This window comes from Streptomyces sp. NPDC018833 (assembly GCF_044390825.1).
Classification (GTDB): Bacteria; Actinomycetota; Actinomycetes; order Streptomycetales; family Streptomycetaceae; genus Streptomyces.
The window spans coordinates 102,550-128,441 of the sequence record NZ_JBIRZM010000004.1; the positions used below are offsets into that span (position 1 = coordinate 102,550).

The window sequence follows — 25,892 nt, forward strand, 5'->3', positions numbered from 1 at the left end:
GGTGGGTTCGGCCGCCGGTCGCGCGGCCTGACACCACGCGGCGGTAGCCGCGTGTCGTTACGGTCGGTCCCCGAAGATCGTGCGGTGCCAGTCCTTTCCGGCAATCGCGGTGTTGTCGTACATGACGTGCTTGACCTGCGTGTACTCCTCGAAGGAGTACACCGACATGTCCTTGCCGAAGCCGGATGCCTTGTATCCGCCGTGCGGCATCTCGCTGATGATCGGAATGTGGTCGTTGACCCAGACACAGCCCGCCTTGATCTCGCGGGTCGCCCGGCCGGCCCGGTAGACGTCGCGGCTCCAGGCGGAGGCGGCGAGCCCGTAGGGGGTGTCGTTGGCGAGGGCGATTGCTTCGTCGTCGGTGTCGAAGGGGAGCACGACCAGGACCGGTCCGAAGATCTCGGACTGGACGATCTCGCTGTCCTGGTCGGCGCCCGTGATCAGGGTGGGCCGGTAGTACGCGCCCCGTTCGAGGTCTCCCTGGGGCGCCTCGCCGCCGGTGACGACGGTGGCGTAGGCACGTGCCCGCTCGACGAAACCGGCCACGCGGTCGCGCTGGAGATGCGAGACGAGCGGGCCGAGGTCGGTCGCGGGATCGAGGGGGTCGCCGAGCCGGACCGTGGCCATCAGATCGGCGACGGCCGCGACGAAGGCGTCGTACACCGGCCGCTGCACATAGGCGCGGGTGGCGGCCGTGCAGTCCTGGCCGGAGTTGATGAGGGAGCCGGCGACCGCGCCGTGGGCGGCGGCCTCGATGTCGGCGTCGTCGAAGACCACGAAGGGGGCCTTGCCGCCGAGTTCGAGGTGCAGCCGCTTGACGCTCGCGGTGGCGATCTCCGCGACACGCCTGCCGACGGCGGTGGAGCCGGTGAACGAGGTCATGGCGATGTCCGGGTGGCCGACCAGGTGCTCGCCCGCGTCCTTGCCCGCGCCGTTGACGATGTTGACGACGCCGGCGGGGATCCCGGCCTCAGCGGCCGCCTCGGCGAACAGCAGCGAGGTGAGCGGCGTGATCTCGGCGGGTTTGAGAACGATGGTGTTCCCCGCGGCGATTGCCGGGAGGATCTTCCAGGCCGCCATCTGGAGCGGGTAGTTCCAGGGGGCGATCGAGCCGACCGTGCCGATGGGCTCGCGCCGTACGTAGGAGGTGTGGTCGCCGCTGTACTCGCCGGCCGACTGTCCCTGGAGGTGGCGCGCGGCCCCGGCGAAGAAGGCGGTGTTGTCCACCGTTCCCGGGACGTCGAACTCGGTGGTGAGCTTGATCGGCTTGCCGCACTGGACGGTCTCCGTGTGCGCCAGTTCCTCGGCCCGTTCGGCGAGCACGCCCGCGAACCGGTGCAGTGCGTCGGACCGTTCGCCCGGGGTGGCGCCCGCCCAGCCGGGCTGTGCCTCGCGCGCGGCGGCCACGGCGTCGTCGACGTCCGCGGCCGACGCGAGTTCGTAGCTGTGGACTCTCTCGCCGGTCGCCGGGTCGATCACATCCTGCGTACGGCCCGAGGTGCCGGATCGAAGTCGTCCACCGATGTACTGCGTGCCGGCCGCGAAACGGTCCTGCATCCGGTAATCGTCGCCCATGACGCTCTCCGTTGTCCCAGCGTGAATTGAGTGCTGATCCTGGCAGAGGGTGACCTGCGCAACAAGGGATTCCGTTGTTGCCTTTTGGTTACGCGACGGAATCGGTCGACCTTGTGTCGCGTCACCCCTCCTGTCCCGCGACGGACTGTCCGTGGCGGCTGGCAGACTCGCGTGCATGGGGACGGAAGAACTGATCAAGCTTGCCGCCGAGGGACAGCGAATCAAGTACCTGCACTTCTGGGGCCACTCGCCGCGCCGCGACGGCCGCATCGGAGCGGGCTGCCTCAGTCAGTGGTGGCCTTCGCCGTTCGAGGTCGACGGCGTGCGGTACGCGACCGCGGAGCACTGGATGATGGCGCACAAGGCCCGTCTGTTCGGGGACGCCGAGGCCGAGCGGAAGGCGCTTGACGCGAAGAGCCCCGCCGAGGCGAAGAAGGCGGGGCGGCTGGTGCGCGGTTTCGACGAGGCGATATGGAAGCGCGAGCGCTTCGATGTCGTGCGCACCGGCAGTGTGCACAAGTTCGGCCAGGACGCCGAACTGCGCGACTTCCTGCTGGGCACCGGCGAGCGGGTGCTCGTGGAGACGAGTCCGGTCGACCGCATCTGGGGCATCGGGCTGGCCGCGGACGACGAACGGGCGCAGGATCCCGCGCGCTGGCGCGGGCTCAATCTGCTCGGATTCGCGCTGATGGAGGCGCGTGCGGAGCTGCGGGGCCGGGGGTAGGGCCAGGGGCGGGGCCGGTGGAGCCGGGGACCGGCGCGGTGCAGCCGGAGACCGGCGCGATGGCGGGCCCCGGGGAACCGGGGCCCGCCCGAGTCACCGGCGGGTGTCGTCGACGACCAGGTGGTTGGAGTAGCTGTCGTAGTCGTAGTCGTAGTCGTCCTTGTTCTTCCTGTCCTCGTTGATCGCCGTGGTGATGCCCCAGGCGAGGAGGGCGATGAAGATCAGGCCGAGCGCGATGCCGATGGAGCCGAGGATGATGCCGGACAGGGCCATGCCGCCGTTGGTGGCCTCGCCGCGCTGCGCACGCTTGCGCCCGAGGATGCCGAAGATCAGCGCGAGTACGCCGAGGATGATGCCGACGATCCCGTACAGGCAGAACAGGCACACGGACAGGATGCCGAGCACCATCGCGGTGATGCCCATGCCGTTGGCCGGGGTCTGCGTCCAGCCGGGGGTCGGTCCGGCGTAGGGGGCGTAGCCCGGGTAGGCGGCGCCGTACGGATCCGAGGGGGCGCCGAAGCCTTCCGAAGGGGCCCCGAAGCCGCCGGAGGCGGGGGGCTGGGGCAGGCTTGGGGCGGCCGGGTAGCCGTAGGCGCCCGCTGCGGGCGCGGGGCCGCCGGGCGCGACCGGGGGCGGCGGCGCGGAGCCGGTGTCGCCGGGTCCGGCAATGGGCATCCCGATGACCGTCTGCTGCTCGTGCACGCTCGGCGGCGTGGGCGCGGACTGCGGTTTGTCCAGCGGCACCTTGTCCTGCGGAGCCCCGCCGGCCGGCGGGGCCCACGGGTCGTTCGGCTGGGGCGCGCCCGCCGGCCCGCCGTGGTTGCCCTGGTTGTCAGACATGGATCTCCCCCATAGGTGGTCCGGTCATGCTACGACCTCGCTCCCCGGCCGGACCGGCCGCCTACGATGATCCCCCGACCAGGAGCGGCGCATGGCACACGGAGGTACCACGATGACCGATCTGCACCCCTTCATCGCAGGGCTGCCCAAGGCCGAACTGCACGTGCACCACGTCGGATCGGCCTCCCCGCGCATCGTCGCCGAACTGGCCGCGCACCACCCCGACTCCAAGGTGCCGACCGACCCCGAGGCCCTGGCCGACTACTTCACCTTCACCGACTTCGCGCACTTCGTCGAGGTCTATCTCTCGGTCGTCGACCTGATCCGCACCCCGGAGGACGTACGGCTGCTCACCTTCGAGGTGGCCCGGGACATGGCGCGGCAGAACATCCGCTATGCGGAGCTGACGATCACGCCGTTCAGCTCGACCCGCCGGGGCATCGAGGAGAAGGCGTTCATGGCGGCGATCGAGGACGCCCGCGCGGCAGCCGAGAGGGAGTTGGGGGTCGTGCTCCGTTGGTGCTTCGACATCCCCGGCGAGGCCGGTCTCGAGGCGGCCGAGGAGACCACCCGGCTCGCGGTGGACCTGCGCCCCGAGGGACTGGTGTCGTTCGGGCTCGGCGGCCCCGAGATCGGTGTGCCCCGCCCCCAGTTCAAGCCGTACTTCGACCGCGCGATCGCCGCGGGGCTGCACTCCGTGCCGCACGCCGGCGAGACGACCGGACCGCAGACCGTCTGGGACGCCCTGACCGACCTGCGTGCCGAGCGCATCGGCCACGGCACGAGCTCGGTGCAGGACCGGAGGCTGCTCGCTCACCTCGCCGAGCGGCGCATCCCGCTGGAGGTCTGCCCCACCTCCAACATCGCAACCCGCGCGGTCGCCGACCTCGACGAGCACCCGATAACGGAGATGGTCGCGGCCGGTGTGCTGGTGACGATCAACAGCGACGACCCGCCGATGTTCGGCACCGACCTCAACAACGAGTACGCGGTCGCCGCCCGCCTGCTCGACCTGGACGAGCGCGGGCTGGCCGACCTGGCGAAGAACGCCGTGGCGGCCTCGTTCCTCGACGCGGCCGGCAAGTCCCGTATCGCCGCCGAGATCGACGCGTACACGGCCGCGTGGCCCGCCCGCTGAACGGCGACGGCGGCCCGGTGGGCAACGAGGGCGGCCCGGTGGGCGACGGGGACCGGCGCCCCGTGACCATCGTCGCCCACCGCGGCGACCCCTACCGGGCCCGGGAGAACACCCTTCCGTCGCTCCGGTCGGCGTTCGCGCACGGGGCGGACGCGGTCGAGATCGACGTCCGGCTGACCCGTGACGGCGTGCCCGTCCTGCTGCACGACGACTCGCTGAAGCGCCTGTGGGGGCGGGAGGTGGCGCTCGCGCGGCTCACGTACGCCGAGGTCGCGTCACTGACCGGCGGCGGTGTGCCGACGCTGCGTCAGGCACTGGACGCTGCGGGCCCGCACCGTCTGATGATCGATCTGCCCGGCGCGACCGCGGAGTCGGTGCGCACCGTGGTCGGCACCGTCCGCGACTGCGGTGCTGGTGAGCGGGTGTACTACTGCGCGGGCCCGGCGACCATGCTCGCCGTCCGCTCCGCCGACCCGTCCGCCGAGATCGCCCTGACATGGACGACGCTCGCCCCGCCGCGCCCGGTGCTGCTGGACGCGGTCGCGCCGCGCTGGCTGAACTACCGGTTCGGGCTGATCGGGCGGGAGTTGACCGATCGGGTCCACCGGCAGGGCATGCTGGTGTCGGCATGGACCGCCGACACCCGGCGCACCTGGCGCCGGCTTCTCGCCTGCGGTGTGGACTCGATCACCACCAACCGCGTCGACGCACTCGGCGCCGTACTGGACAGGGCGCGGCATCCGAAGTGACCTCGTGCATGAGCGGAAGGCTTCGCACCGACATCGCGCACGACGCCCGGGTCTGGAACTACTGACTGGGCGGCAAGGACAACTATCCGGTGGACCGGGCGGTGGGCGACCAGATCACCGGGATGTATCCGAGCATCGGCGAAGTCGCCCGCACGGACAGGGCGTTCCTCGGCCGCGCGGTGTCGTTGCCGGCCGGTGAGGCGGGCGTGCGGCAGTTCCTGGACATCGGCACGGGCCTGCCGACCGCGGACAACACGTACGAGGTGGCGCAGCGCATCGCGCCGGACGCGCGCGTGGTGTACGTCGACGACGACCCGATCGTGCCGGCCCACGCCCGTGCGCTGCTGACCGGATCCGCGCAGGGGGCCACGGGGTACGTGGAGGCGGACGCCCACCAGCCGGAGGACATCCTCGACTCCGTCTCGGCGACGCTGGATCTGAAGCAGCCGGTCGCCGTGATGATGCTCGGCATCCTCAACTTCGTCCTGGACACGGGCCGGACGAGGGCGATCGTACGGACGCTGATGGACGCCGTGCCGTCCGGCAGCCGTCTCGTCCCGACGCATCCGACGCTGGAGCTGTGCGGCGAGGGGAACGCCGAGGCGATGGCGTTCTGGAACGAGAACGCGACCCCGCGATCACGGCGCGCACGCGAGCGGAGTTCGCGTCGATCCTGGAGGGCATGAAGATCCTGGAGCCAGGCATCGTCTCGCGCGCCCGCCGGCGCGCGGACGGTAAACAGCCGGCGGTCCCTCGGCTCGGAGCGGTGGGCCGCAAGCCGTAACGAGCGTAGGGACGGACGCTGGTGCTTGCCACACGGGGTATCGGCGAGCGCCGCCCGTCACGCGGCTGCCGGGGCCGGGGCCGACCCGCGCTCCGGCACCGCCAGGGCCTCAAGACGCTTGATCCTGCGGCGCACGGCGTACAGCGGGATGACGCCGAAGACCCCGAAGGACATGTCGATGACGGACCACCAGAAGGGGATCTGGCGGATGGGCCCGCAGATCAGCGCGAGCGGGATGATCCCGGCGCACGCGATCATGCCGAACTCGATCACCCAGATGTTGCGTACGGGGTCACGGTAGGGCCCGTAGAAGGCGACCGCGATCACCAGGTGGGCGAAGGCCAGCCAGTCCGTGCCGTACAGCATGAACGGGTACGCCGCGTCCGTGGCGTCGAGCCCCTCGCGCACCCGCTCGATCCACTCCATCAGGCCGGGCAGATGCTCGGGTACGGGCGAGGCGGCGGCGCCCAGCAGCCTTTCCAGCCAGTGGAGTTCGGTGATCAGGGGGAAGGCGGTCGCGCCGCTCAGCACCAGGCACACGATGAAGAAGACCAGCCACACGCGTATGCCCCGCAGGAGGGCTTGCCGCTCGCTCATACGGGCACCCTACGACAGAAGTGAACGTGTTCAAAACTACTGAGGGCCGCTGATCCTCCGTGCGACGAGGTGGGCGACGACGGTGGCGCCGGCGGCCACCGCCAGACCGGCCGCCGCATCCCGCACCCTGGCGGGCCGCAGCACTCCGGCGCGCCGGAGCCGCCCCCTGGCCCAGAGCGCGAACGGCACCACGATCAGGGGCGAGGTGACCGAGCCGGGGGTGTAGCCCCGCACAGCAGCCGCCTGGGCGATGTGGACCAGGCCGTGCAGCCCGAACCCGTCGACGGCGCCCTGGTAGAAGGCCGACCGGCCGCCGGTGCGGTGTCCGGCGACGGCGGCCGCGCCGACGATCGCAGCCATCACGCCCACAGCCGTGGTGAACTCCCGCTGGTCCACCGTTCCCATCACCCGCCAGAGCCGCTCGGGGACCTGCGGGAACCGCTCGCGGAGCACGGGCACGTTCCGGCGTATCCAGCGAGGCCCGGTGGCCAGCTCCTCCAGGTCGTGCAGTGCCCAGGCGGCCAACAGACCATATGTGACAGTGGCGTTCATGCGGTCATCGCTCATGATCCCCAGTCTGCTCCCGGAGTCATGGCCGTGGGGCGCGCTTGACGTCGGTGTCCCCCACGCGCCGCGCGCCCGGTGCACAGGTGCACCGGGCGCGCGATGTTCTTGTACGGGACGGAACCCGGATCAGCCGTCGAGCGACGTCATCACGTGCTTGATGCGCGTGTAGTCGTCGAACCCGTACGCCGACAGGTCCTTTCCGTAGCCCGACTTCTTGAAGCCGCCGTGCGGCATCTCCGCCACCAGCGGGATGTGCGTGTTGATCCACACGCAGCCGAAGTCCAGTGCCTTCGACATCCGCATGGCGCGCGCGTGGTCCTTGGTCCACACCGACGACGCCAGCGCGTACTCGACGCCGTTGGCCCACTCCAGCGCCTGCGCCTCGTCCGAGAAGGACTGGACGGTGATCACCGGGCCGAAGACCTCGTTCTGGACGATCTCGTCGTCCTGCTTGAGGCCGGAGACGACCGTCGGGGCGTAGAAGAAGCCCTTGTCGCCCACGCGGTGACCGCCCGCCTCGACCTTGGCGTGCGCCGGCAGACGGTCGATGAAGCCGGTGACCTGCTCGAGCTGGTTGGCGTTGTTGAGCGGGCCGAAGAGCACGTCATCGTCATCCGGCGCGCCCGTCTTGGTCTCCGCCGCCGCCTTCGCCAGTGCCGCCACGAACTCGTCGTGGATGGAGTCCTGGACGAGCACGCGGGTGGCCGCCGTACAGTCCTGGCCGGCGTTGAAGAAGCCGGCGACCGAGATGTCCTCGACGGCCTTCGCGATGTCGGTGTCCTGGAAGACCACGACCGGCGCCTTGCCGCCGAGCTCCAGGTGGACACGCTTGACGTCCTTGGCTGCGGAGGCCGCGACCTGCATACCGGCACGTACGGAGCCGGTGATGGACGCCATCGCCGGCGTCGGGTGCTCGACCATGGCCCGGCCGGTCTCGCGGTCGCCGCAGACGACGTTGAAGACGCCCTTGGGCGCGATGGCGCCGATGATCTCCGCGATCAGCACGGTCGACGCGGGCGTGGTGTCCGAAGGCTTCAGCACCACGGTGTTGCCCGCGGCGAGCGCCGGCGCGAACTTCCACACGGCCATCATCATCGGGTAGTTCCACGGCGCGACCTGCGCGCAGACACCGACCGGCTCACGGCGGACGATGGAGGTCATGCCCTCCATGTACTCGCCGGCCGAGCGGCCTTCGAGCATGCGGGCCGCGCCCGCGAAAAAGCGGATCTGGTCCACCATCGGCGGGATCTCTTCGGTGCGGGTGAGCCCCAGCGGCTTGCCCGTGTTCTCCGACTCGGCCGCGATCAGGTCCTCGGCACGCTCCTCGAAGGCGTCGGCGATCTTCAGCAGTACCTTCTGGCGCTCGGCGGGCGTGGTGTCACGCCAGGCGGGGAAGGCGGCCGCGGCGGCCTCCATGGCGGCGTCCACGTCGGCCTGGCCGGAGAGCGGCGACGTGGCGTACACCTCGCCGGTGACGGGGTTGACGACGTCGATGGTCCGGCCGTCGGCGGCGTCCCTGAACTCCCCGTTGATGTAGTTGCGCAGACGACGCAGCTCGGTGGTCACTGTTGCCACCCCTCCTGTCAGATGTCCCGATGGGTGAGACAACCCACCCTAATGTCTTCTCCGACGTTTTCAATAGGCCCGACGTCCAGCAACTTCGGATTCAGTGAATTTCGGCCGCCTCAACAACGGATTTCATCGCTCGGGGCTTGCCAAATCAACGGTACCGGTGCACAGTGAGGTCGTGGCCAGTCGTAGCGCAGACTCCAGGAACCAGGTCGGCAGCGGTTCGTCGTCCCCGACGATCGACGCTGTCTCCCTCGCGATCATCGAACAGCTTCAGGAAGACGGACGCCGTCCCTACGCGGCGATCGGCAAGGCCGTGGGCCTTTCCGAAGCGGCCGTGCGACAGCGCGTCCAGAAACTGCTCGATCAAGGCGTGATGCAGATCGTCGCCGTCACCGACCCGCTCACCGTGGGCCTGCGACGCCAGGCGATGGTCGGCATCAAGGTCGAGGGTGATGTCGACCCCGTGGCGGAAGCGCTCACGGCCATGGCCGAGTGCGAGTACGTGGTGATGACCGCGGGCTCCTTCGACCTGATGGTGGAGATCGTCTGCGAGGACGACGACCACCTTCTCGAAGTGATCAACAAGCGGATCCGTACGCTCCCCGGCGTGCGCTCCACCGAGAGCTTCGTCTACCTCAAGCTCAAGAAGCAGACCTATATGTGGGGAACCCGATAGCCGTGAGCCAGGACCTCTCCAAGACCGCCTACGACCACCTGTGGATGCACTTCACCCGCATGTCGTCGTACGAGAACGCACCCGTGCCCACCATCGTGCGTGGCGAGGGCGCCTACATCTTCGACGACAAGGGCAAGCGCTACCTCGACGGCCTCGCCGGCCTGTTCGTGGTCAACGCCGGTCACGGCCGGCACGAGCTCGCCGAGACCGCCTACAAGCAGGCCCAGGAGCTCGCCTTCTTCCCGGTGTGGTCCTACGCCCACCCCAAGGCCGTCGAGCTCGCCGAGCGCCTCGCGCACCACGCCCCGGGCGACCTCAACAAGGTCTTCTTCACCACCGGCGGCGGCGAGGCCGTCGAGACCGCCTGGAAGCTGGCCAAGCAGTACTTCAAGCTCCAGGGCAAGCCCACCAAGTACAAGGTCATCTCGCGTGCGGTCGCCTACCACGGCACCCCGCAGGGCGCCCTGTCCATCACGGGCCTGCCCGCGCTGAAGGCTCCCTTCGAGCCGCTGGTCCCCGGCGCGCACAAGGTGCCGAACACCAACATCTACCGCGCCCCGATCCACGGCGACGACCCCGAGGCCTTCGGCCGCTGGGCCGCCGACCAGATCGAGCAGCAGATCCTCTTCGAGGGCCCCGAGACCGTCGCCGCGGTCTTCCTGGAGCCCGTGCAGAACGCGGGCGGCTGCTTCCCGCCACCGCCCGGGTACTTCCAGCGGGTCCGCGAGATCTGCGACCAGTACGACGTGCTGCTCGTCTCCGACGAGGTCATCTGCGCCTTCGGCCGTCTCGGCACCATGTTCGCCTGTGACAAGTTCGGCTACGTGCCGGACATGATCACCTGCGCCAAGGGCATGACCTCGGGCTACTCCCCGATCGGCGCCTGCATCGTCTCCGACAGGGTCGCCGAGCCGTTCTACAAGGGCGGCAACACCTTCCTGCACGGCTACACCTTCGGCGGCCACCCGGTCTCCGCGGCCGTGGGCATCGCCAACCTCGACATCTTCGAGCGCGAGAACCTCAACCAGCACGTGCTCGACAACGAGGGTGCCTTCCGCGCCACGCTGGAGAAGCTGCACGACCTGCCGATCGTCGGCGACGTCCGTGGCAACGGCTACTTCTACGGCATCGAGCTCGTCAAGGACAAGGTCACGAAGGAGTCCTTCAACGACGAGGAGACCGAGCGCGTCCTGTACGGCTTCCTGTCCAAGGCGCTCTTCGACAACGGTCTGTACTGCCGGGCCGACGACCGCGGCGACCCGGTCGTCCAGCTGGCACCGCCGCTGATCGCCGACCAGTCGACGTTCGACGAGATCGAGCAGATCCTTCGCTCGGTGCTCACGGAGGCCTGGACGAAGCTCTAGGAAGTGTCCGCAACGCATCGTCGGCCGCCCATGGGGCGGGCCGGGCGAGGCTTGCCGAGACGACCGGGCCTCCCCGCTCCGGCCCAAGCGCGAACGGCCCGGGTACCCCCATCCGAGTGAGATGGGCGGCGCCCGGGCCGCGTGCTTCCCCGGAGCCCGGCGGTGACTCCTTAGCGTGCCCAGTGACCGATCGGCCACGTTTTCGTTCCCCCGTACGGGGGGCCGGAAATCTGATCAGAACCGAGGTGTACGCGATGGTGGCGCCGCCGGACAACGACGTGATCTGGGCTCGTTCCCTGCACCACTCCCACCGCGGCTCACCGGCGCTCGTCGGGGTGTCGCTCGGAGTGCGGGAGGGCGAGATCCTCGCCGTGCACGGAGCGCGCGGCAGCGGAAAGACCACACTCCTGCAGTGCCTGTCCGGGCAACTCGTGCCCCAGCAGGGCGAGGTGTGGTTCAACAGCGCCCCCGTGCACAAGATGTCCCCGCTGCAGCGCGAACGGCTGCGCCGCGACCGCTTCGGCTGGATCGGCCCGGAACCGGCCCTGGTTCCCGAGCTCAAGGCATGGGAGAACGCGGCCCTGCCGCTGCTGCTGCGCGGCGTCTCCCGCCGGGCGGCCAAGACCACCGCCCTGGAGTGGCTGGAGCGCCTGGACGTCAGCTCCGCCGCGGGCAAGCGGCCGTACGCGCTCGTCCGGGCCGAACAGCAGCGCGTCGCCGTCGCCCGCGCGCTTGTCACCACACCGTCCGTGCTGTTCGCCGACGAGCCGACCGCAGCGCTGCACAGCACCGACCGGACCCATGTGCTGCGCACGGTCGCGACCGCCGCCAGGTCCCACCGCATCACCATGGTGCTGGCCACGCACGACGCCGACGTGGCCGCCCTCGCGGACCGCGCGATCATGCTCGCCGACGGCCGCCGGGCGGGCTCCTCTCAGACGGCCGAGCCGGAAGGCCGGGCGGCGTGCTCGCTCTCCGTCTAGCCCGCCGCGGCCACGCCCTCGTACAGCTGCGGCGTCTGCTGGTCGCCGCGGCGTCCGCCGGCGTCGGCTTCCTGCTGCTGTGCACCCTGACGTACGCGCTGTCCCACCCCGGCGACTCCGCGGCAGCCACCCAGCGGCTGCTGTGGTGCCTGTTCCCGCTCCTCGCGGCCGTGTACTTCGCCGTCGCCGTCGCCCGCACCGACCCGAGCACCCGGCCGCGGTCCGCCCTGTCCGCCGTCGGGTTGGGGCCGGCCGGGCTCGCGGTCGTCGCCGCGGCGACGACCGCTCTCGCCACGACACTGGGGAGCACGGTCGCGCTGCTGATCTTCCTGCATCTGCGGGGCGACCTGTCCGGGCTGCCGTTCGACGGGGCGGCGTCCGAGCTGCTCGCGGCTGATGAATCGTTGCCCCTGGGAGCAGCGCTGCTGCTGCTGGCGCTGGTTCCCGTGGCCTCGTCGGCTGCCACGGCGATCGCGCTGCGCCACCGGGCCGTGGTCGAGGACGTACGCGAGCCGGCGTCGGCACCCGCCGGGCTCCCGTGGGGCGTCGCCCTGATCGCCGGCGGCCTCGCCGTCGAGACGTACGCGAGCGGACGGCCCTCCGGGCAGCCGCTTGCCCTGCTTGGCCATACCGCCGGCCACCCGGCCGGGGTCGTGGCGGGCTGGGCTCTGACCGCGGTCGGCCTATGGCTCGTCGGCCCGGCCCTCACGCATCTGTGCGGCCGTCTCGTGCAGGCCCTCCGCCCCGGCTCGACCCGGCTGCTCGCGGGGCGCATCCTCATGGCGGAGGCCCGCCGCATCGGCCGCCCGCTCGGCGTGGTGTGCGCGGTGGCCTCCGGAGCACTCGCGATGAGCACGCTGCACGGCGACGCGGCACGACCCTGGGGCCCGATGAGCGCCCTGGGCACGGCGGTCGTCGTCGCCTGCACGACGGCCACGCTGGTGACGGCGGCGCTTCAGGCGCGGCAGTCGCGCGCCGCCACCACCGAGGCACTGCTGCGCCTGGGGGCACATGCGGCGGTGCTGCGCCAGGCCGCCGCGCTGCGCGCGGGGGCCCTGCTGGCGCTGTTCGGGCCGCTGACCCTGACGGTCGCCGTGCTGGCCGCGGCCCCGCTGAAGGGCTAGGGCCTCGCGGTCGGATCCCGCCCGACTCATGAGGCGCACCATGCGTGCCTATCGTGGGCGCATGACGCTCCACGAGCCGCACACGCGCCGCGAGATCGAGTCACTCGGTGAGTTCGACCGGGTGGTGTCCGAGAGGGCCCTCGGCGGATTCCGCGTCCAGTCCGTCGATCTCACAGGGCGCACGTCCGTGCTGCTCGGCACCGACACCGGCGGCACGGTGTTCCTCGGTTGCCCGATGGAACCCGCGGCGGCGGCCAAGGTCCGAGCCGATGGGGCGCTTGTCTTCCCGCCCGTACCGGACCTGCCGTTCGACCCGTACCGCAGTCGTCTCTACACCGCCGACGTCCTCTACGCCGGGCTCGACGGGGGATACGCGGCAACCCCGGACGCCCTGACGTACGAATGGTTCCAGCGGACCATGACCGACGGCGACATCTTCGCGTCGATGCTGCGCGCGATCCACGACGACACCATCTCCGACGCCCTCGACGAGCGTCTCGCCGGCGCACGGGTGGTGGGCGTGATGGGCGGCCACGCGATGGGCCGGGGTACCGAGTCCTACGCCGGCGCGGCGCGGCTCGGCCGGTCCCTGACCCGGGCCGGGTTCACGGTGGCGACCGGGGGCGGGCCGGGTGCGATGGAGGCCGCCAACCTCGGCGCGTACGCCGCGCCGCACCCGGCACAGATGCTGGACGACGCCCTCCGACTGCTGGCCAAGGCACCCTCGTTCATGCCCTCGGTGACCGACTGGGCGCAGGCCGCCTTCGAGGTCCGCTCGCGCTGGCCGCAGGGCGCGGACTCGGTCGGCATCCCCACCTGGTTCTACGGGCACGAGCCGCCGAACGCGTTCGCGGGGCACATCGCCAAGTATTTCGCCAACGCCACACGCGAGGACGGTCTGCTGGCCCGCTGCGAGGCGGGAGTGATCTTCCTGCCGGGAGCGGCGGGGACGGTGCAGGAGATCTTCGACAACGCGACCCCGAACTACTACGCCTCGCGCGGCGAACCGACCCCCATGGTGCTGGTCGACCGCATCCACTGGACCGACCACCTGCCCGCGTGGCCCCTGCTGCGCTCGCTCGCCCGGGGCAGGGCGATGGAGTCCTGTATCGCCCTGGTGGACTCGGTCGACGAGGCGCCGGAGGCACTGCTGCGGCTCGGGGCGGGCGCGTAGGGAGGAGGACGTTCGGGGCCCGCGCGGACCGGGGCGGCGGGACGCAGGGAGGGCACTCCGGGGCCGCGCGGACCGGGGCAGCAGGACGCAGCGAGGGCACTCCGCGCCCGCGCGGACCGGGGCGGCGGGACGCGTAGGCCGAAACACCACGCGGTGCGACGCGTCAGGTCCCGCAGTCCAGGACCACCACGTCGTCCGCGGCGAAGAGGATGCCGACCCGCGCCCCTTCCCCGGGCGCGTCCCGCAGCGAGCACTCGGCCTCCAGCACCGGCCCGTCGGCGGGCCGCAGGCGCAGGGCGACATGACTGCCGCGGAAGGTGCGCGAGAGCACCGTGGCGGCGAGGCCCTGGCCCGGGTCGGCGAGGTGCACACCGGACGGCCGTACGAGCAGGGTGCGGTCGCCCTGCGGTGAGCCGTCCGGGACGGGGACCTTGCCCCAGGCGGTGTCGGCGACCGCGCCGCTGACCGCAGCGGGGACGACGTTGTCGAAGCCGAGGAAGCGGGCGACGAACGGCGAGGCCGGACGCTGCCACACCTCCAGCGGCGTACCCGCCTGGGCGATGCGCCCGTCCTGCATGACAACGACGCGGTCGGCGAGCGCGAAGGCCTCGCCCTGGTCATGGGTGACGGCGAGGACCGTGGTGCCCAACTGACCGAAGAGTCCGCGCAGTTCGACGACGAGCCGCTCCCGCAGCCCACGGTCCAGTTGCCCGAGTGGCTCGTCGAGCATCAGCAGCTTGGGCTCCGGCGCCAGGGCCCTGGCCAGCGCCACGCGCTGCTGCTCGCCGCCGGACAGCGCGGCCACGGCCCGCCGCTGCGCCTCCGGCAGTCCGACGAGCTCCAGCAACTCCTCTACCCTGCCTGCCCGTTGTGCCGCCCCGCCAGCGCTCGGCGACTTCCCGGGGCCGAGGGGACGCATGCGCAGCCCGAAGGCCACGTTGCCCCCCACGTCGCGCTGAGGGAAGAGCTGATGGTCCTGGAACATCAGCCCCACTCCGCGGCGGTGCACCGGCACCCCGGCCTGGTCGGCACCCGCGAGCAGCACCCGCCCCGCGTCGGCGCGCTGGAGCCCGGCAACCACCCTGAGCAGCGTCGACTTCCCGCTGCCGCTCGGCCCCAGCACACAGACGATCTCGTGCTCGGCGACCTTCAGGTCCACCGCGTCGAGCGCGGTCCGCGCCCCGAACCGTACGGTGACGCCCTCCAGTTCCAGCAGCGCCATCAGAACTCCTCGGAGGTGGTGTCGGTACGGATGCGTTCGAGGAGCAGCAACGCGGCGGCGCACACCACCATCAGGATCGTGCCCAGCGCCATCGCCTGCCCGTAGTTGAGCTCGCCGGGCCGGCCCAGGAGCCGGGCGACGGCGACCGGCAGGGTCGGGTTGTCGGGCCGTGCGATGAAGACGGTCGCCCCGAACTCGCCCAGCGAGACGGCGAACGCGAATCCCGCGGCCACCAGCAGCGCCCTGCTCACCAGCGGCAGATCGACCTCGCACCAGGCCCGCAGCGGCGACGCGCCGAGCACGGCCGCGGCCTCCCGCAGCCGGACGTCCACGGCGCGCAGCACGGGGAGCATGGTCCGTACGACGAAGGGCACGCCGACCAGCGCCTGGGCGAGCGGTACCAGCATCCATGCGCCGCGCAGGTCGAGCGGCGGCTCGTCGAGCGTGATCAGGAAGCCGAAGCCGACGGTCACGGCTGAGACCCCGAGCGGCAGCATCAGCAGGGCGTCGAACCCCCGGACAATGCGGCCTGCCCTGGGGGTCCCCCCGGACGAAGTCCGGGGGAGGGTGAGCGCGGCTGCCGCGAGCCCGCCGATCAGCAACGAGACGGCGGTCGCGACGAGCGCGTACTCCAGCGAGTTGGCCACGGCTTCGATCGGTGGGACGAGGAATGCACCGCCTCGCTCGTCGAGCACGGTGAGCGCGCGGTAGTAGTCGAGGCCGTATCCGCCGGGGGTGTCGAAGGACCGCTCGACCAGCACGCCGAGCGGTACGAGCAGGAGCAGGGCGACGGTGACGAGGACGCCGCCGAGCACGGCCCACTGGGCCGCTCCGCGCGGGCGGCGTGCGGTACGGGAGGGGTCGACGAGCCTGAGTGCGCTCTCCCCGCGGCGTACGGTCCGGGCATGCACGGTGAGAACGACGGCGACGGCCGCGAACTGCAGCATCGTGAGCACGGCCGCGGTCGGCAGGTCGAGCATCTCCGCCGTCTGCCGGTAGATCTCCACCTCAAGGGTGGAGAACGTGGGTCCGCCGAGGATCTGCACCACACCGAAGGAGCTGAAGGTGAACAGGAAGACCATCAGCGCCGCCGCCGCGACGGACGGGGCCAGCGCGGGCAGCGTCACCCGCCGCCAGGCGGTGAGGCGACCGACGCCCAGCACGCGCGCGGCCTCCTCCTGACGTGGGTCGAGCTGCGACCACAGGCCGCCGACGATGCGGACGACGACGGCGTAGTTGAAGAAGACGTGCGCGAGCAGGATCGCCCAGACCGTGGTGTCCAGGCGTACGCCCCACAGTTCGTCGAGCAGTCCGCCGCGGCCGAGCAGCGCGAGGAAGGCCGTACCGACGACGACCGTCGGCAGCACGAACGGCACGGTGACCACGGCGCGCAGCAGCCGCTTGCCCGGAAAGTCGAGGCGGGCGAACACATAGGCGGCGGGCAGTGCGGCGAGCAGGGTGAGCGCGGTGGACGCGAGCGCCTGCCAGGTGGTGAACCACAGGACGTGCAGGATGTCCGGGCGCCCGAGGACCTCGCCGAACCGCCCGAACTCCCACGCGCCGTCGACGCGCAGGCCGCGGCCGACGATCGCGGTGACCGGGTAGGCGAAGAAGACGGCGAAGAACGCGACGGGCCCGGCCATCAGGGCGAGCCGCGCCGCGTTCCCCTTGAGGGACTGCCTTACTTCAGCACGAGCGAGGACCACGACCGGACCCACTGCTCACGGTTCTCGGCGATCGTGCCGGGAGCGACGGTCTCGGGCTTGTCGACGACCACGCCGTGCTCGGTGTACAGCTCGGGCAGCTTCGCGCCGTCGACCACCGGGTTCACGAACATGGTGAGCGGCATGTCCTCCTGGAACTTCTTGGTGATCAGGAAGTCCAGCAGCGCCTTGCCTCCCGCCTCGTTCTTCGCGCCCTTGAGGAGTCCGGCGAACTCGATCTGGCGGAAGCAGGTGCCGGTCGCGACACCGGTCGGCGCCTCGGCCGGCTGGGGGTCGGCGTAGAGCACCTCGACCGGCGGGCTGGAGGCGTACGAGACGACGAGGGGACGGTCGGCCTTGGCCTTCCGGCCGCCGGCGGAGCCGGAGAACTCCTCGTTGTACGCCTGCTCCCAGCCGTCGACGACCTTGACGCCGTTGGCCTTGAGCTTCTTCCAGTAGTCCTGCCAGCCCGACTCGCCGAACGCGCCGACGCTGCCGAGCAGGAAGCCGAGGCCGGGCGAGGACGTCGCCGGGTTCTCGACGACGAGCAGGTTCTTGTACGCGGGCTCCGCGAGGTCGGCGAAGGTCTTCGGCGGCGCGAGCTTCTTGTCGGCGAAGAACTTCTTGTCGTAGTTCACGCAGATGTCGCCGGTGTCGACGGGCGTGACGCGGTGCTTGTCCGCGTCGAGCTGCGCCTCGTCCGCGACCTGGTCGAGCCCCGCGGCCTCGTACGGGGTGAACAGGTCGTTGTCGAGGGCGCGGGAGAGCAGGGTGTTGTCGACGCCGAAGAAGACGTCGCCCTGCGGGGAGCCCTTGGTCAGGATCTCCTTGTTGAGCGCCGCGCCGGCGTCCCCGCTCTTGAGGACCTTGACCGTGTAGCCGGTCTGCCGGGTGAAGTCCTTCAGGACGGCGTCGGACGCCGCGAAGGAGTCGTGGCTGACGAGGGTGACGGTCTTGGACGCGCCGTCCGCGGAGGAGCCGGACTCCTTGGATTCGCCGCCGCAGGCCGCCAGGGCGGTGACGCCGAGGGCGGCAGCGAGCGCGGTGCCGGTGGCACGCCGAAGCTGGCTGTTCATGATGGTGCTGACTCCCTACGCCGGTATGACCCGGATCAGGTCCGAGGGTCTGCGGCCTGTTGGGACATGTCCCGCCGCACTCTCAGCGCTGTCGTGCGCTCCCCTGTCGGAATGTTTCGTTGTTCATTTGTGCGAACGCACAGGGCACAGTATCAGCCGTGGCCGACACCGCCCCCTGGTCACCGCTCCTGCGCCGCCAGCTGCCCGCACGCCCCGTCGATCTCCTGCCCACGGGTGTCCCGGACGGTGACCGGCACACCATGAGCCGCGATGGCCTCGACGAAGGCCTTCTCGTCCTCCGGCCGCGACGCGGTCCACTGCGAGCCGGGGGTCGGGTTCAGCGGGATCAGGTTGACATGGACCCTCCCCCTGGCTCCGCCGGTGGGACCCCCACCCTTGAGGAGCCGGCCGAGCAGATCGCCGCGCCACGCCTGGTCGTTGATGTCGCGGATCAGCGCGTACTCGATGGAGATACGGCGGCCGGACTTCTCCGCGTACTCCCAGGCGGCGTCGAGGACCTCCCGGACCTTCCAGCGGGTGTTGACCGGGACCAGGGTGTCGCGCAGCTCGTCGTCCGGCGCGTGCAGCGAGACGGCGAGACGGCACTTGAAGCCCTCGTCGGCGAAGCGGAGCATCGCGGGCACCAGGCCCACCGTGGAGACGGTGATGCCGCGCTGCGAGAGGCCGAGGCCGTCCGGCTCGGGGTCGGTCAGCCGGCGGACGGCGCCGACGACGCGCTTGTAGTTGGCGAGCGGCTCGCCCATGCCCATGAAGACGATGTTGGACAGCCGGGCGGGGCCTCCGGGCACCTCGCCGTCGCGCAGGGCGCGCATGCCGTCCACGATCTGGTGCACGATCTCGGCGGTGGACAGATTACGGTCGAGACCGGCCTGACCCGTCGCGCAGAACGGGCAGTTCATCCCGCAGCCCGCCTGCGAGGAGATGCACATCGTGACCCGGTCCGGGTAGCGCATCAGGACGGACTCGACGAGCGTGCCGTCGTGGAGGCGCCACAGCGTCTTGCGGGTGGTGTCGTTGTCGCAGGAGATGTGCCGCACGACCGACATCAGATCGGGCAGCAGCTCCGTGGCGAGCTTCTCGCGTGCGGCAGCGGGGATGTCGGTCCACTGCGCGGGGTCGTGCGCGTACCGCGCGAAGTAGTGCTGGGACAGCTGCTTGGCGCGGAACGGCTTCTCGCCGATCGCGGCGACGGCGTCCTTGCGCTCGGCGGGCGAGAGGTCGGCGAGGTGCCGCGGGGGCTTCTTGGCTCCGCGGGGCGCGACGAAAGTGAGTTCTCCGGGCTTGGGCATGGTGCTACCAGTGTCGCAGAGATGCGACGGAGGGCCCGCCGCCCTGTGGACGACGAGCCCTCACGAAGAAGACCGCAGGTCAGACGGCCTCGGGCTGCGGACCGTAGCCGACCGGAGCCGTTCAGCCGCTCGCTGCCCGACGGCCCCGGCGCGTGCCGCCCCGCCGGGTCAGCCGGACCCCACGAACAGCACCAGCAGCAGCCATACCACCGGGGCCGTCGGCAGGAGCGAGTCCAGCCGGTCCATGATGCCGCCGTGGCCGGGGAGCAGGGTGCCCATGTCCTTGATGCCGAGGTCCCGCTTGATCATCGACTCGCCGAGGTCGCCGAGCGTCGCGCTCGCCGCGACCGCGAGGCCAAGCAGCAGGCCCTGCCACCAGGTGCCGTCGTCGACGAGGAACTGCATGCACAGCGCGCCCGCCGTCATCGCGAAGCCCACCGCGCCCAGCAGCCCTTCCCGGGTCTTGCCGGGGCTGATGCGCGGCGCGAGCTTGTGCTTCCCGAATCGCCAGCCGACCGCGTATGCCCCGGTGTCGCTGACGACCGTGAGGACCAGGAAGGTGATCACCCGTTCCGGTCCGTCGTCCGCACTGAGCATCAACGCGACGAAGGTCGCCAGGAACGGCACGTAGAAGGCAGCGAAGACACCGGCCGTGACATCCCTGAGGTAGCCGTCGGGCGGCTCGGTCATACGCCAGACCAGCACCGCGAGCGCGGTCAGCGCCACGGCCACCCAGGCGCCTTCGGCCCCGCGTACGTAACCGGCCACGACCATGGCAGCGCCGCCGACCGCCAGCGGCACCAGCGGCGCCTTGATCTGCTTGCGCTCCTGGAGGCGGGTGGTCAGCTCCCACAGGCCGACGACGACGGCGACCGCGATGACGCCGACGAACACGGCCTTGACGATGAAGAGCGACGCGACGATGACCGCGCCGAGCCCCACACCGACCCCTATGGCCGACCGCAGATCGCGACCGGCCCGCTTCTTCTGCGGCGGCTGAGGTGCGGCCGGCGGCGGGCTGGGCATGGGCTCCTGCGTGTTCTCGTCGCGGAACAGGGGGCCACCGAGCCGTGCGGCCCCCCGGTCACGGTCCTCGCGGCCGGACCGGCCGCCGGGTTCCTCGGGGCGTTCGGCGTCTCTACCTGCGTCGGGATCCGGCACGATGGGCATGGGCTGCGTCTCTGATGTATACCGTGCCTCGTGCCCATCGTAGGCGGGACCCGCCGGGAGGGGCCCCTGGTCGGGCGGCGGCCATGCACCGGCGTATCCGGCGCCGTGCGAGGCCCCCCAGGAAGAGTCGTTCATCAGACCTCGAGCAGCTCGGCTTCCTTGTGCTTGAGCAGCTCGTCCACCTGCGCGACATACTTCGCGGTGGTGTCGTCCAGCTCCTTCTCCGCACGCCGGCCCTCGTCCTCGCCGACCTCGCCGTCCTTGATGAACTTGTCGATGGTCTCCTTGGCCTTGCGGCGCACGGAGCGGATCGAGATCTTGGAGTCCTCGGCCTTCGACTTGGCGACCTTGATGTACTCCTTACGGCGGTCCTGCGTGAGCTCCGGGAAGACCACGCGGATGATGTTGCCGTCGTTGCTCGGGTTGACGCCGAGGTCCGAGTCGCGGATCGCCTGCTCGATGTTGCGCAGAGCGGTCTTGTCGAACGGCGTCACGACGGCCATCCGCGGCTCCGGAACCGAGAACGACGCCAGCTGGTTGATCGGGGTCAGGGCACCGTAGTAATCCGCCACGATCTTGTTGAACATCGCCGGGTGCGCACGTCCGGTGCGGATCGCGGCGAAGTCATCCTTGGCGACCAGGACGGCCTTCTCCATCTTCTCCTCGGCCTCGAGGAGGGTCTCTTCGATCACCACTTGCTCCTGCGTGTCTTGAGTTGGGCCCGGCATCGGACTGGGCCGGCGGAACCTGCGTCGCGTGTTGCCCTGCACGGTGTCCGACCGGCAGGGCTTTGTCCATCCCCGAAGACTCCCCGAGGCCCTCGGGTCAGGCCCGGGTGTCCCGGTCGCTCACGAGCGTGCCGATCTTCTCACCCCGGACGGCCCGAGCGATATTGCCCTCCGTGAGGAGTTCGAAGACAAGGATCGGAAGGGCGTTGTCGCGGCAGAGGGTGATGGCGGTGGCGTCAGCGACCTTGAGGTTGCGGGACAGTACCTCGCCGTACTCCAGCGCGTCGAACTTCACCGCGTCCGGATTGGCCTTGGGGTCGGAGTCGTAGACGCCGTCGACACCGTTCTTGCCCATCAGCAGTGCTTCGGCGTCGATCTCCAGAGCCCGCTGAGCGGCGGTGGTGTCGGTGGAGAAGTAGGGCATTCCCATACCGGCGCCGAAGATGACGACGCGGCCCTTCTCCAGATGCCGTACGGCGCGCAGCGGGATGTACGGCTCCGCGACCTGCCCCATCGTGATGGCTGTCTGCACACGGGAGTCGATGCCCTCCTTCTCCAGGAAGTCCTGGAGAGCGAGGCAGTTCATGACCGTGCCGAGCATGCCCATGTAGTCGGAGCGCGCCCGGTCCATGCCGCGCTGCTGGAGTTCGGCTCCGCGGAAGAAGTTTCCGCCGCCGATCACGATGGCGATCTCGGCGCCGTCACGGACGACCGCTGCGACCTCCCGTGCGATGGCGTGTACGACGTCGGGGTCGACGCCGAGACCGGTGCCGCCGGAGAAGGCCTCTCCGGACAGCTTCAGCATGAAGCGGCCGGCCTTTTTGTCGTGGTTGTCGTCGCCTTGTGCGGCGCCCTGGTTCATGAAGATCTCCTCGTGCACATACGAAGAAGGCCATTGCCGTGGGGTCTTGCTGTCCCTGCCGGCAATGGCCTCCTCGTCAGATCTGCGGTCGTCCGGCGCGAACGCGGCCGACTGCTTCAGACCCTACCGGGGTCCGGGGTCCGTCGCGTACGGACTCAGATGCCGACCTTGATGCGCGCGAAGCGCTTCAGGGTGACACCGGCCTCGTCAAGAATCTTCTGGACCGACTTCTTGTTGTCGAGCGCGTACGGCTGGCCCAGGAGGGTGGCCTCCTTGAAGAAGCCGTTGACGCGGCCCTCGACGATCTTCGGGAGAGCGGCCTCGGGCTTGCCCTCGGCGCGCGTGGTCTCCTCGGCGACGCGGCGCTCGGCCTCGACGAGCTCGGCCGGGACGTCCTCGCGCGAGAGGTACTTCGGAGCGAACGCGGCGATGTGCTGCGCGACACCCTTGGCGATCTCGGCGTTCTCCTTGTCGAGCTCGACGAGAACGCCGATCTGCGGGGGCAGGTCGGGCATGGTGCGGTGCATGTACGCCGTGACGTAGCCACCGGAGAACTGCGCGAAGCGGTCCAGGACGATCTTCTCGCCGAGGTTGGCGTTGGCCTCGTCGACGTACGCCTGCACGGTCTTGCCGGGCTCGATCTCAGAGGCGAGCAGCGCCTCGATGTCGGCCGGGGAGGTGGCGGCGACGTGGGCGGCGAGGGCGTTGGCGACGGCCTGGAACTTCTCGCCCTTGGCGACGAAGTCCGTCTCGCACTTCAGCTCGACGATGACACCGGAGGTGTTGTCGTCCGCGATCAGGGAGACGACGGCGCCGTTCTCGGCGGAGCGGCCCTCGCGCTTGGCGACGCCCTTCTGGCCCTTGATACGCAGGGCCTCGACGGCCTTGTCGACGTTGCCGTCGGACTCGTCCAGCGCCTTCTTGCAGTCCATCATGCCGGCGCCGGTGAGCTCGCGGAGCTTCTTGACGTCAGCGGCGGTGTAGTTCGCCATGAGTCTGAGTTTCTCTCTCGAAGTCTGAAAGATCTACGAAGATCTGGAAGATCTACGGGTGGACGGCGGGGGCAAGCGCGCCCCCGCCGTCGTCAACCGAACCTGTGAAGGTCAGGCCGTAGGTCAGGCCTGCTCTGCCTCGGCGGCCTCGGCGGCCTCCGCGGCCGGAGCGTCGGCAGCGGCCTCGGCCGGAGCCTCGGTGGCCGGAGCTTCGGTGGCCGGAGCCTCAGCCGGCTTGGCCTCGTCCGCCTTCTCGGCGTCAGCCTTCTTCTCGCCCTCGAGCAGGTCGCGCTCCCACTCGGCCAGCGGCTCGCCGGCGGCCTTGTCGCCCGGCTTCTGGTCGCCGGTCGCGGCGCCGGAACGGGCGATGAGGCCCTCGGCGACGGCGTCGGCGATCACACGGGTGAGCAGGGTGACGGAGCGGATCGCGTCGTCGTTGCCCGGGATCTTGTAGTCGACCTCGTCGGGGTCGCAGTTGGTGTCGAGGATCGCGACGACCGGGATGTGGAGCTTGCGCGCCTCACCGACGGCGATGTGCTCCTTCTTGGTGTCGACGATCCAGACGGCGCTCGGCACCTTCTGCATCTCGCGGATACCACCGAGGGTCTTCTCCAGCTTGGCCTTCTCGCGGGAGAGGACCAGGAGCTCCTTCTTGGTGAGGCCGGAGGCGGCCACGTCCTCGAAGTCGATCTGCTCGAGCTCCTTGAGGCGCTGCAGACGCTTGTAGACGGTGGAGAAGTTGGTGAGCATGCCACCCAGCCAGCGCTGGTTGACGTACGGCATGCCGACACGCGTCGCCTGCTCGGCGATGGCCTCCTGGGCCTGCTTCTTCGTACCGACGAACATGATGGAGCCGCCGTGCGCGACGGTCTCCTTGACGAACTCGTAGGCGCGGTCGATGTACGACAGCGACTGGAGCAGGTCGATGATGTAGATGCCGTTGCGCTCCGTGAAGATGAAGCGCTTCATCTTCGGGTTCCAACGACGGGTCTGGTGACCGAAGTGGACGCCGCTCTCCAGCAGCTCCCGCATCGTGACAACGGCCATGGCCGTATCTCCTTGGGTTCTCGGTTGTGTCCTGACGCCCCGACGCGCCGTGCCACAAGGGACCGAGGAGCGCGGCCACCGACCGCTGAGGGTGAGGTGGCGGGGCGTGCGAAGTCGACCCGGTGACCCGGATCGCCAGAAGAAGTGTACGGGACCCGTGACGTGCCGGGTGACGGAGCTGTCCACAACCACCCGGTTTTCCACAGATCCGGGCCATGATCACCGCGGGCGGGCGGAGTCGCGGGACGGTGTCCCCCATGAACTGGGCACTTTGGGTGGACCGGCTGCGCCGCGTGCTCCCCGTACTGCTGCTGACACTGCTGCTGAGCGGGTCGGGGGCGGTACCGGGGGCGGTGGCGCCGCCTGGGGCAGGGCCGGGGTCTCGTCTGACCGGTGTGCCGGCGTCCAGGCCGGCGGGGGTCCCTGCGGCGACCGGATCGGGCACGGCTGCGTACGGGCGGACGGCGACGCTGCCACCGGGCCCGGTCGAACCGACGGCGAGCGGAGGCAACCGGTCGGTGATCGGACCCGCGGCCAACGAAGGCAACCGGGCGGGCGTCGAACACGCGGCCAACGAAGGCAACCGGCCGTTGATCGGACCCACGGTCGACGGAGACGGCCGGGCAGGCATCGGCCCCGTGCAACCTCTGCTGCCGGCATCCGATGCAGCCGGACCCGGCGGGCGCTCGGGGGGACGGAGCTGGCCGGTCGGGCCGCCACGGCCCACCGTCGTCCGGGGCTGGGCCCCGCCCGCGTCGCCGTACGGTGCCGGGCATCGCGGCGTCGATATCGCCGCCCCGCCGGGTACTGCCGTCCGGGCCGCGGCGGCCGGCCGGGTCTCGTTCGCCGGCCGGGTCGCGGGCCGCGGCGTGCTGACCATCAGCCTCACCGATACGGGTGACCCGCCGTTGCGGACCACGTACGAACCGGTCCGGCCGCTGGTGGACGTAGGCGCGACGGTCACCGCGGGCGAGCTCGTGGCAACGGTCGAGGGAGGGCCGTCGCACTGCGCTGGAGGGTGTCTGCACTGGGGCCTGCTGCGGGGCTCGGAGTACCTCGATCCGCTGTCCCTGTTGCCGCCCTGGCTGCTCCGCCGCCCGCCGTCCAGGCTGCTCCCGGTCTTCGGCGTGCCGTTGCCGCGGTCCGCTCCGGCGGCGGGGGCCGGCCCGTGAGCGCCGTCGTCCTTGCCACCGGTCATGGATGGTCCATCGGCCATGGCCTGCTGGGGGCGGCCCACGCGGTGCCGCTCATGGTCTGCGGGGCCTGGGCCCAGCGCGCCCTGGCGGCACAGGCCCGTGCTCGGAGCAACCAGCGCCTCCCCCGGTGTCAGCCCCGCACGCCGCGCAGCGCCATCGCCACCGCCGCGTCCGCGACGGTGGCCGGGTCCTCGGCCGCACCGAGCTCGATCCGGCGTACCGCGGCGTCCACGACGCCCTGCAACAGCATCGCGCCGAGCCGCGGCTGCTCCTGGCCCAGCTCCCCGAGCGCCTCGACGATCATCGCGATCAGCCCCCCGTGCGCGGCCCGGATCTTCTCGCGGGCCCCGGCGTCCAGCTCGCTGGCTGAGATCGCGACGACGGCCCGGTGCCGCCGGTCGCCGACCAGGTCGAGCTGCCGGCGCACATAGGCCTCGACCTTGCCTTCGGGCGTGTCAGCGCGGTCCATCGCGGCCTCGACCTCTGCGGCCCACACGGGGAAGTCCACCGCGCAGAGCTCCTCGACGACCGCGGCGCGCGAGCGGAAGTACTCGTAGACGGAGGACCTCGCGAGCCCTGTGCGCTCGGCGAGTGCGGGGAAGGTCAGCGCCTCCGTACCGCCTTCGGACAGGAGGGAGCGCGCGGCGTCCAGCAGGGCGCCTCGCTGCATCGTCCGGTGCTCGGCCACGGAGGCCGCTCGAATCCTGGGCACGTCACCA

At 70.7% G+C, this 25,892-nt stretch carries 24 protein-coding genes, 1 pseudogene and 1 riboswitch; of the genes and pseudogenes, 10 read left to right on the forward strand and 15 right to left on the reverse strand.

Translation table 11 applies throughout. The features are described from left to right. Positions 1 to 57: 57 nt before the first annotated feature. The gene (locus ACH5AF_RS10215; protein WP_398901118.1) at positions 58 to 1,575 is read right to left on the reverse strand and encodes a gamma-aminobutyraldehyde dehydrogenase; all 1,518 of its coding nucleotides are present in this window, start codon (positions 1,573 to 1,575) and stop codon (positions 58 to 60) included. A gap of 175 nt (positions 1,576 to 1,750) precedes the next feature. On the opposite strand from ACH5AF_RS10215, the gene ACH5AF_RS10220 reads away from it, so the two are divergent. Further along, on the forward strand, positions 1,751 to 2,299 hold the full coding sequence (locus tag ACH5AF_RS10220) for an NADAR family protein (RefSeq protein WP_398901119.1): 549 nt from the start codon (positions 1,751 to 1,753) through the stop codon (positions 2,297 to 2,299). Between the two features lie 93 nt (positions 2,300 to 2,392). Here the strand turns inward: ACH5AF_RS10220 and ACH5AF_RS10225 are convergent, their stop codons facing one another. Then, a complete protein-coding gene (locus ACH5AF_RS10225) occupies positions 2,393 to 3,139 on the reverse strand; it encodes a DUF4190 domain-containing protein (RefSeq protein WP_398901120.1) in 747 nt (248 codons plus the stop codon). Between the two features lie 112 nt (positions 3,140 to 3,251). Between ACH5AF_RS10225 and ACH5AF_RS10230 the strand changes: the two genes are divergently transcribed. The 3 genes and pseudogenes from ACH5AF_RS10230 to ACH5AF_RS10240 all read left to right on the forward strand — a co-directional run bounded on the left by ACH5AF_RS10230 (position 3,252) and on the right by ACH5AF_RS10240 (position 5,810). Continuing rightward, entirely contained in the window at positions 3,252 to 4,277 is a 1,026-nt protein-coding gene (locus ACH5AF_RS10230; RefSeq protein WP_398901452.1) for an adenosine deaminase, read from the forward strand. A 38-nt stretch (positions 4,278 to 4,315) separates the two neighbouring features. After that, positions 4,316 to 5,026 carry a glycerophosphodiester phosphodiesterase gene (locus ACH5AF_RS10235; protein WP_398901453.1) on the forward strand — a complete coding sequence of 237 codons (711 nt, stop codon included), beginning with the start codon at positions 4,316 to 4,318 and terminating at the stop codon, positions 5,024 to 5,026. Positions 5,027 to 5,091: 65 nt separating this feature from the next. After that, positions 5,092 to 5,810 (forward strand): annotated as a pseudogene (locus ACH5AF_RS10240) (SAM-dependent methyltransferase). Between the two features lie 57 nt (positions 5,811 to 5,867). On the opposite strand, the gene ACH5AF_RS10245 reads toward ACH5AF_RS10240, so the two are convergent. From ACH5AF_RS10245 to ACH5AF_RS10255, 3 genes are all read right to left on the reverse strand, one after another. Next, on the reverse strand, positions 5,868 to 6,407 hold the full coding sequence (locus tag ACH5AF_RS10245) for a hypothetical protein (protein WP_398901122.1): 540 nt from the start codon (positions 6,405 to 6,407) through the stop codon (positions 5,868 to 5,870). 36 nt (positions 6,408 to 6,443) lie between these two features. Continuing rightward, positions 6,444 to 6,974, reverse strand: a complete 531-nt coding sequence (locus ACH5AF_RS10250) for an HXXEE domain-containing protein (protein ID WP_398901123.1) — start codon at positions 6,972 to 6,974, stop codon at positions 6,444 to 6,446. A 126-nt stretch (positions 6,975 to 7,100) separates the two neighbouring features. Continuing rightward, positions 7,101 to 8,540 carry a gamma-aminobutyraldehyde dehydrogenase gene (locus ACH5AF_RS10255; protein ID WP_398901454.1) on the reverse strand — a complete coding sequence of 480 codons (1,440 nt, stop codon included), beginning with the start codon at positions 8,538 to 8,540 and terminating at the stop codon, positions 7,101 to 7,103. 166 nt (positions 8,541 to 8,706) lie between these two features. Between ACH5AF_RS10255 and ACH5AF_RS10260 the strand changes: the two genes are divergently transcribed. The 5 genes from ACH5AF_RS10260 to ACH5AF_RS10280 all read left to right on the forward strand — a co-directional run bounded on the left by ACH5AF_RS10260 (position 8,707) and on the right by ACH5AF_RS10280 (position 13,867). Further along, positions 8,707 to 9,222, forward strand: coding sequence for an Lrp/AsnC family transcriptional regulator (locus tag ACH5AF_RS10260; RefSeq protein WP_398901124.1), 516 nt, complete (start codon positions 8,707 to 8,709; stop codon positions 9,220 to 9,222). Beyond that, positions 9,207 to 10,586: an aspartate aminotransferase family protein gene (locus ACH5AF_RS10265; RefSeq protein ID WP_398901125.1), complete on the forward strand. Its 1,380-nt coding sequence runs from the start codon at positions 9,207 to 9,209 to the stop codon at positions 10,584 to 10,586. The genes ACH5AF_RS10260 and ACH5AF_RS10265 overlap by 16 nt, the downstream gene beginning before the upstream one ends. Positions 10,587 to 10,840: 254 nt before the next feature. Further along, on the forward strand, positions 10,841 to 11,569 hold the full coding sequence (locus ACH5AF_RS10270) for an ABC transporter ATP-binding protein (protein WP_398901126.1): 729 nt from the start codon (positions 10,841 to 10,843) through the stop codon (positions 11,567 to 11,569). Then, complete coding sequence (locus tag ACH5AF_RS10275) at positions 11,551 to 12,693, forward strand: hypothetical protein (protein ID WP_398901127.1); 1,143 nt, start codon at positions 11,551 to 11,553, stop codon at positions 12,691 to 12,693. The genes ACH5AF_RS10270 and ACH5AF_RS10275 overlap by 19 nt, the downstream gene beginning before the upstream one ends. Positions 12,694 to 12,754: 61 nt before the next feature. Continuing rightward, a complete protein-coding gene (locus ACH5AF_RS10280; protein WP_398901128.1) occupies positions 12,755 to 13,867 on the forward strand; it encodes an LOG family protein in 1,113 nt (370 codons plus the stop codon). 163 nt (positions 13,868 to 14,030) lie between these two features. Here ACH5AF_RS10280 and ACH5AF_RS10285 read toward each other — a convergent pair whose 3' ends face one another. The 9 genes from ACH5AF_RS10285 to rpsB form a co-directional block, all read right to left on the reverse strand. Beyond that, complete coding sequence (locus tag ACH5AF_RS10285; RefSeq protein ID WP_398901130.1) at positions 14,031 to 15,089, reverse strand: ABC transporter ATP-binding protein; 1,059 nt, start codon at positions 15,087 to 15,089, stop codon at positions 14,031 to 14,033. Next, entirely contained in the window at positions 15,089 to 16,732 is a 1,644-nt protein-coding gene (locus ACH5AF_RS10290) for an ABC transporter permease (RefSeq protein WP_398901455.1), read from the reverse strand. The genes ACH5AF_RS10285 and ACH5AF_RS10290 overlap by 1 nt, the downstream gene beginning before the upstream one ends. A 38-nt stretch (positions 16,733 to 16,770) precedes the next feature. Beyond that, positions 16,771 to 17,868, reverse strand: coding sequence for a thiamine ABC transporter substrate binding subunit (locus ACH5AF_RS10295; RefSeq protein ID WP_398901131.1), 1,098 nt, complete (start codon positions 17,866 to 17,868; stop codon positions 16,771 to 16,773). Beyond that, a riboswitch (TPP riboswitch) is annotated at positions 17,864 to 17,983 on the reverse strand. (Overlaps the previous gene by 5 nt.) A gap of 64 nt (positions 17,984 to 18,047) precedes the next feature. Further along, positions 18,048 to 19,178 (reverse strand): 23S rRNA (adenine(2503)-C(2))-methyltransferase RlmN, encoded by a 1,131-nt coding sequence (gene rlmN / locus ACH5AF_RS10300; RefSeq protein ID WP_398901132.1) that lies wholly within the window; start codon positions 19,176 to 19,178, stop codon positions 18,048 to 18,050. A gap of 168 nt (positions 19,179 to 19,346) precedes the next feature. Beyond that, a complete protein-coding gene (locus tag ACH5AF_RS10305) occupies positions 19,347 to 20,483 on the reverse strand; it encodes a phosphatidate cytidylyltransferase (RefSeq protein WP_398901133.1) in 1,137 nt (378 codons plus the stop codon). Beyond that, the gene (frr, locus tag ACH5AF_RS10310; RefSeq protein ID WP_215177646.1) at positions 20,483 to 21,040 is read right to left on the reverse strand and encodes a ribosome recycling factor; all 558 of its coding nucleotides are present in this window, start codon (positions 21,038 to 21,040) and stop codon (positions 20,483 to 20,485) included. The genes ACH5AF_RS10305 and frr overlap by 1 nt, the downstream gene beginning before the upstream one ends. Before the next feature lie 133 nt (positions 21,041 to 21,173). Next, complete coding sequence (pyrH, locus tag ACH5AF_RS10315; RefSeq protein WP_398901134.1) at positions 21,174 to 21,938, reverse strand: UMP kinase; 765 nt, start codon at positions 21,936 to 21,938, stop codon at positions 21,174 to 21,176. 155 nt (positions 21,939 to 22,093) lie between these two features. Further along, positions 22,094 to 22,930 (reverse strand): translation elongation factor Ts, encoded by an 837-nt coding sequence (tsf, locus tag ACH5AF_RS10320; RefSeq protein WP_398901135.1) that lies wholly within the window; start codon positions 22,928 to 22,930, stop codon positions 22,094 to 22,096. Between the two features lie 123 nt (positions 22,931 to 23,053). Continuing rightward, complete coding sequence (gene rpsB / locus ACH5AF_RS10325) at positions 23,054 to 23,977, reverse strand: 30S ribosomal protein S2 (protein ID WP_398901136.1); 924 nt, start codon at positions 23,975 to 23,977, stop codon at positions 23,054 to 23,056. Between the two features lie 257 nt (positions 23,978 to 24,234). Here rpsB and ACH5AF_RS10330 point away from each other — a divergent pair, with 257 nt between their 5' ends. After that, positions 24,235 to 25,149 (forward strand): peptidoglycan DD-metalloendopeptidase family protein, encoded by a 915-nt coding sequence (locus ACH5AF_RS10330; RefSeq protein ID WP_398901137.1) that lies wholly within the window; start codon positions 24,235 to 24,237, stop codon positions 25,147 to 25,149. 154 nt (positions 25,150 to 25,303) lie between these two features. Here ACH5AF_RS10330 and ACH5AF_RS10335 read toward each other — a convergent pair whose 3' ends face one another. After that, positions 25,304 to 25,861 carry a TetR/AcrR family transcriptional regulator gene (locus ACH5AF_RS10335; protein ID WP_307717698.1) on the reverse strand — a complete coding sequence of 186 codons (558 nt, stop codon included), beginning with the start codon at positions 25,859 to 25,861 and terminating at the stop codon, positions 25,304 to 25,306. Between the last annotated feature and the right edge of the window lie 31 nt (positions 25,862 to 25,892).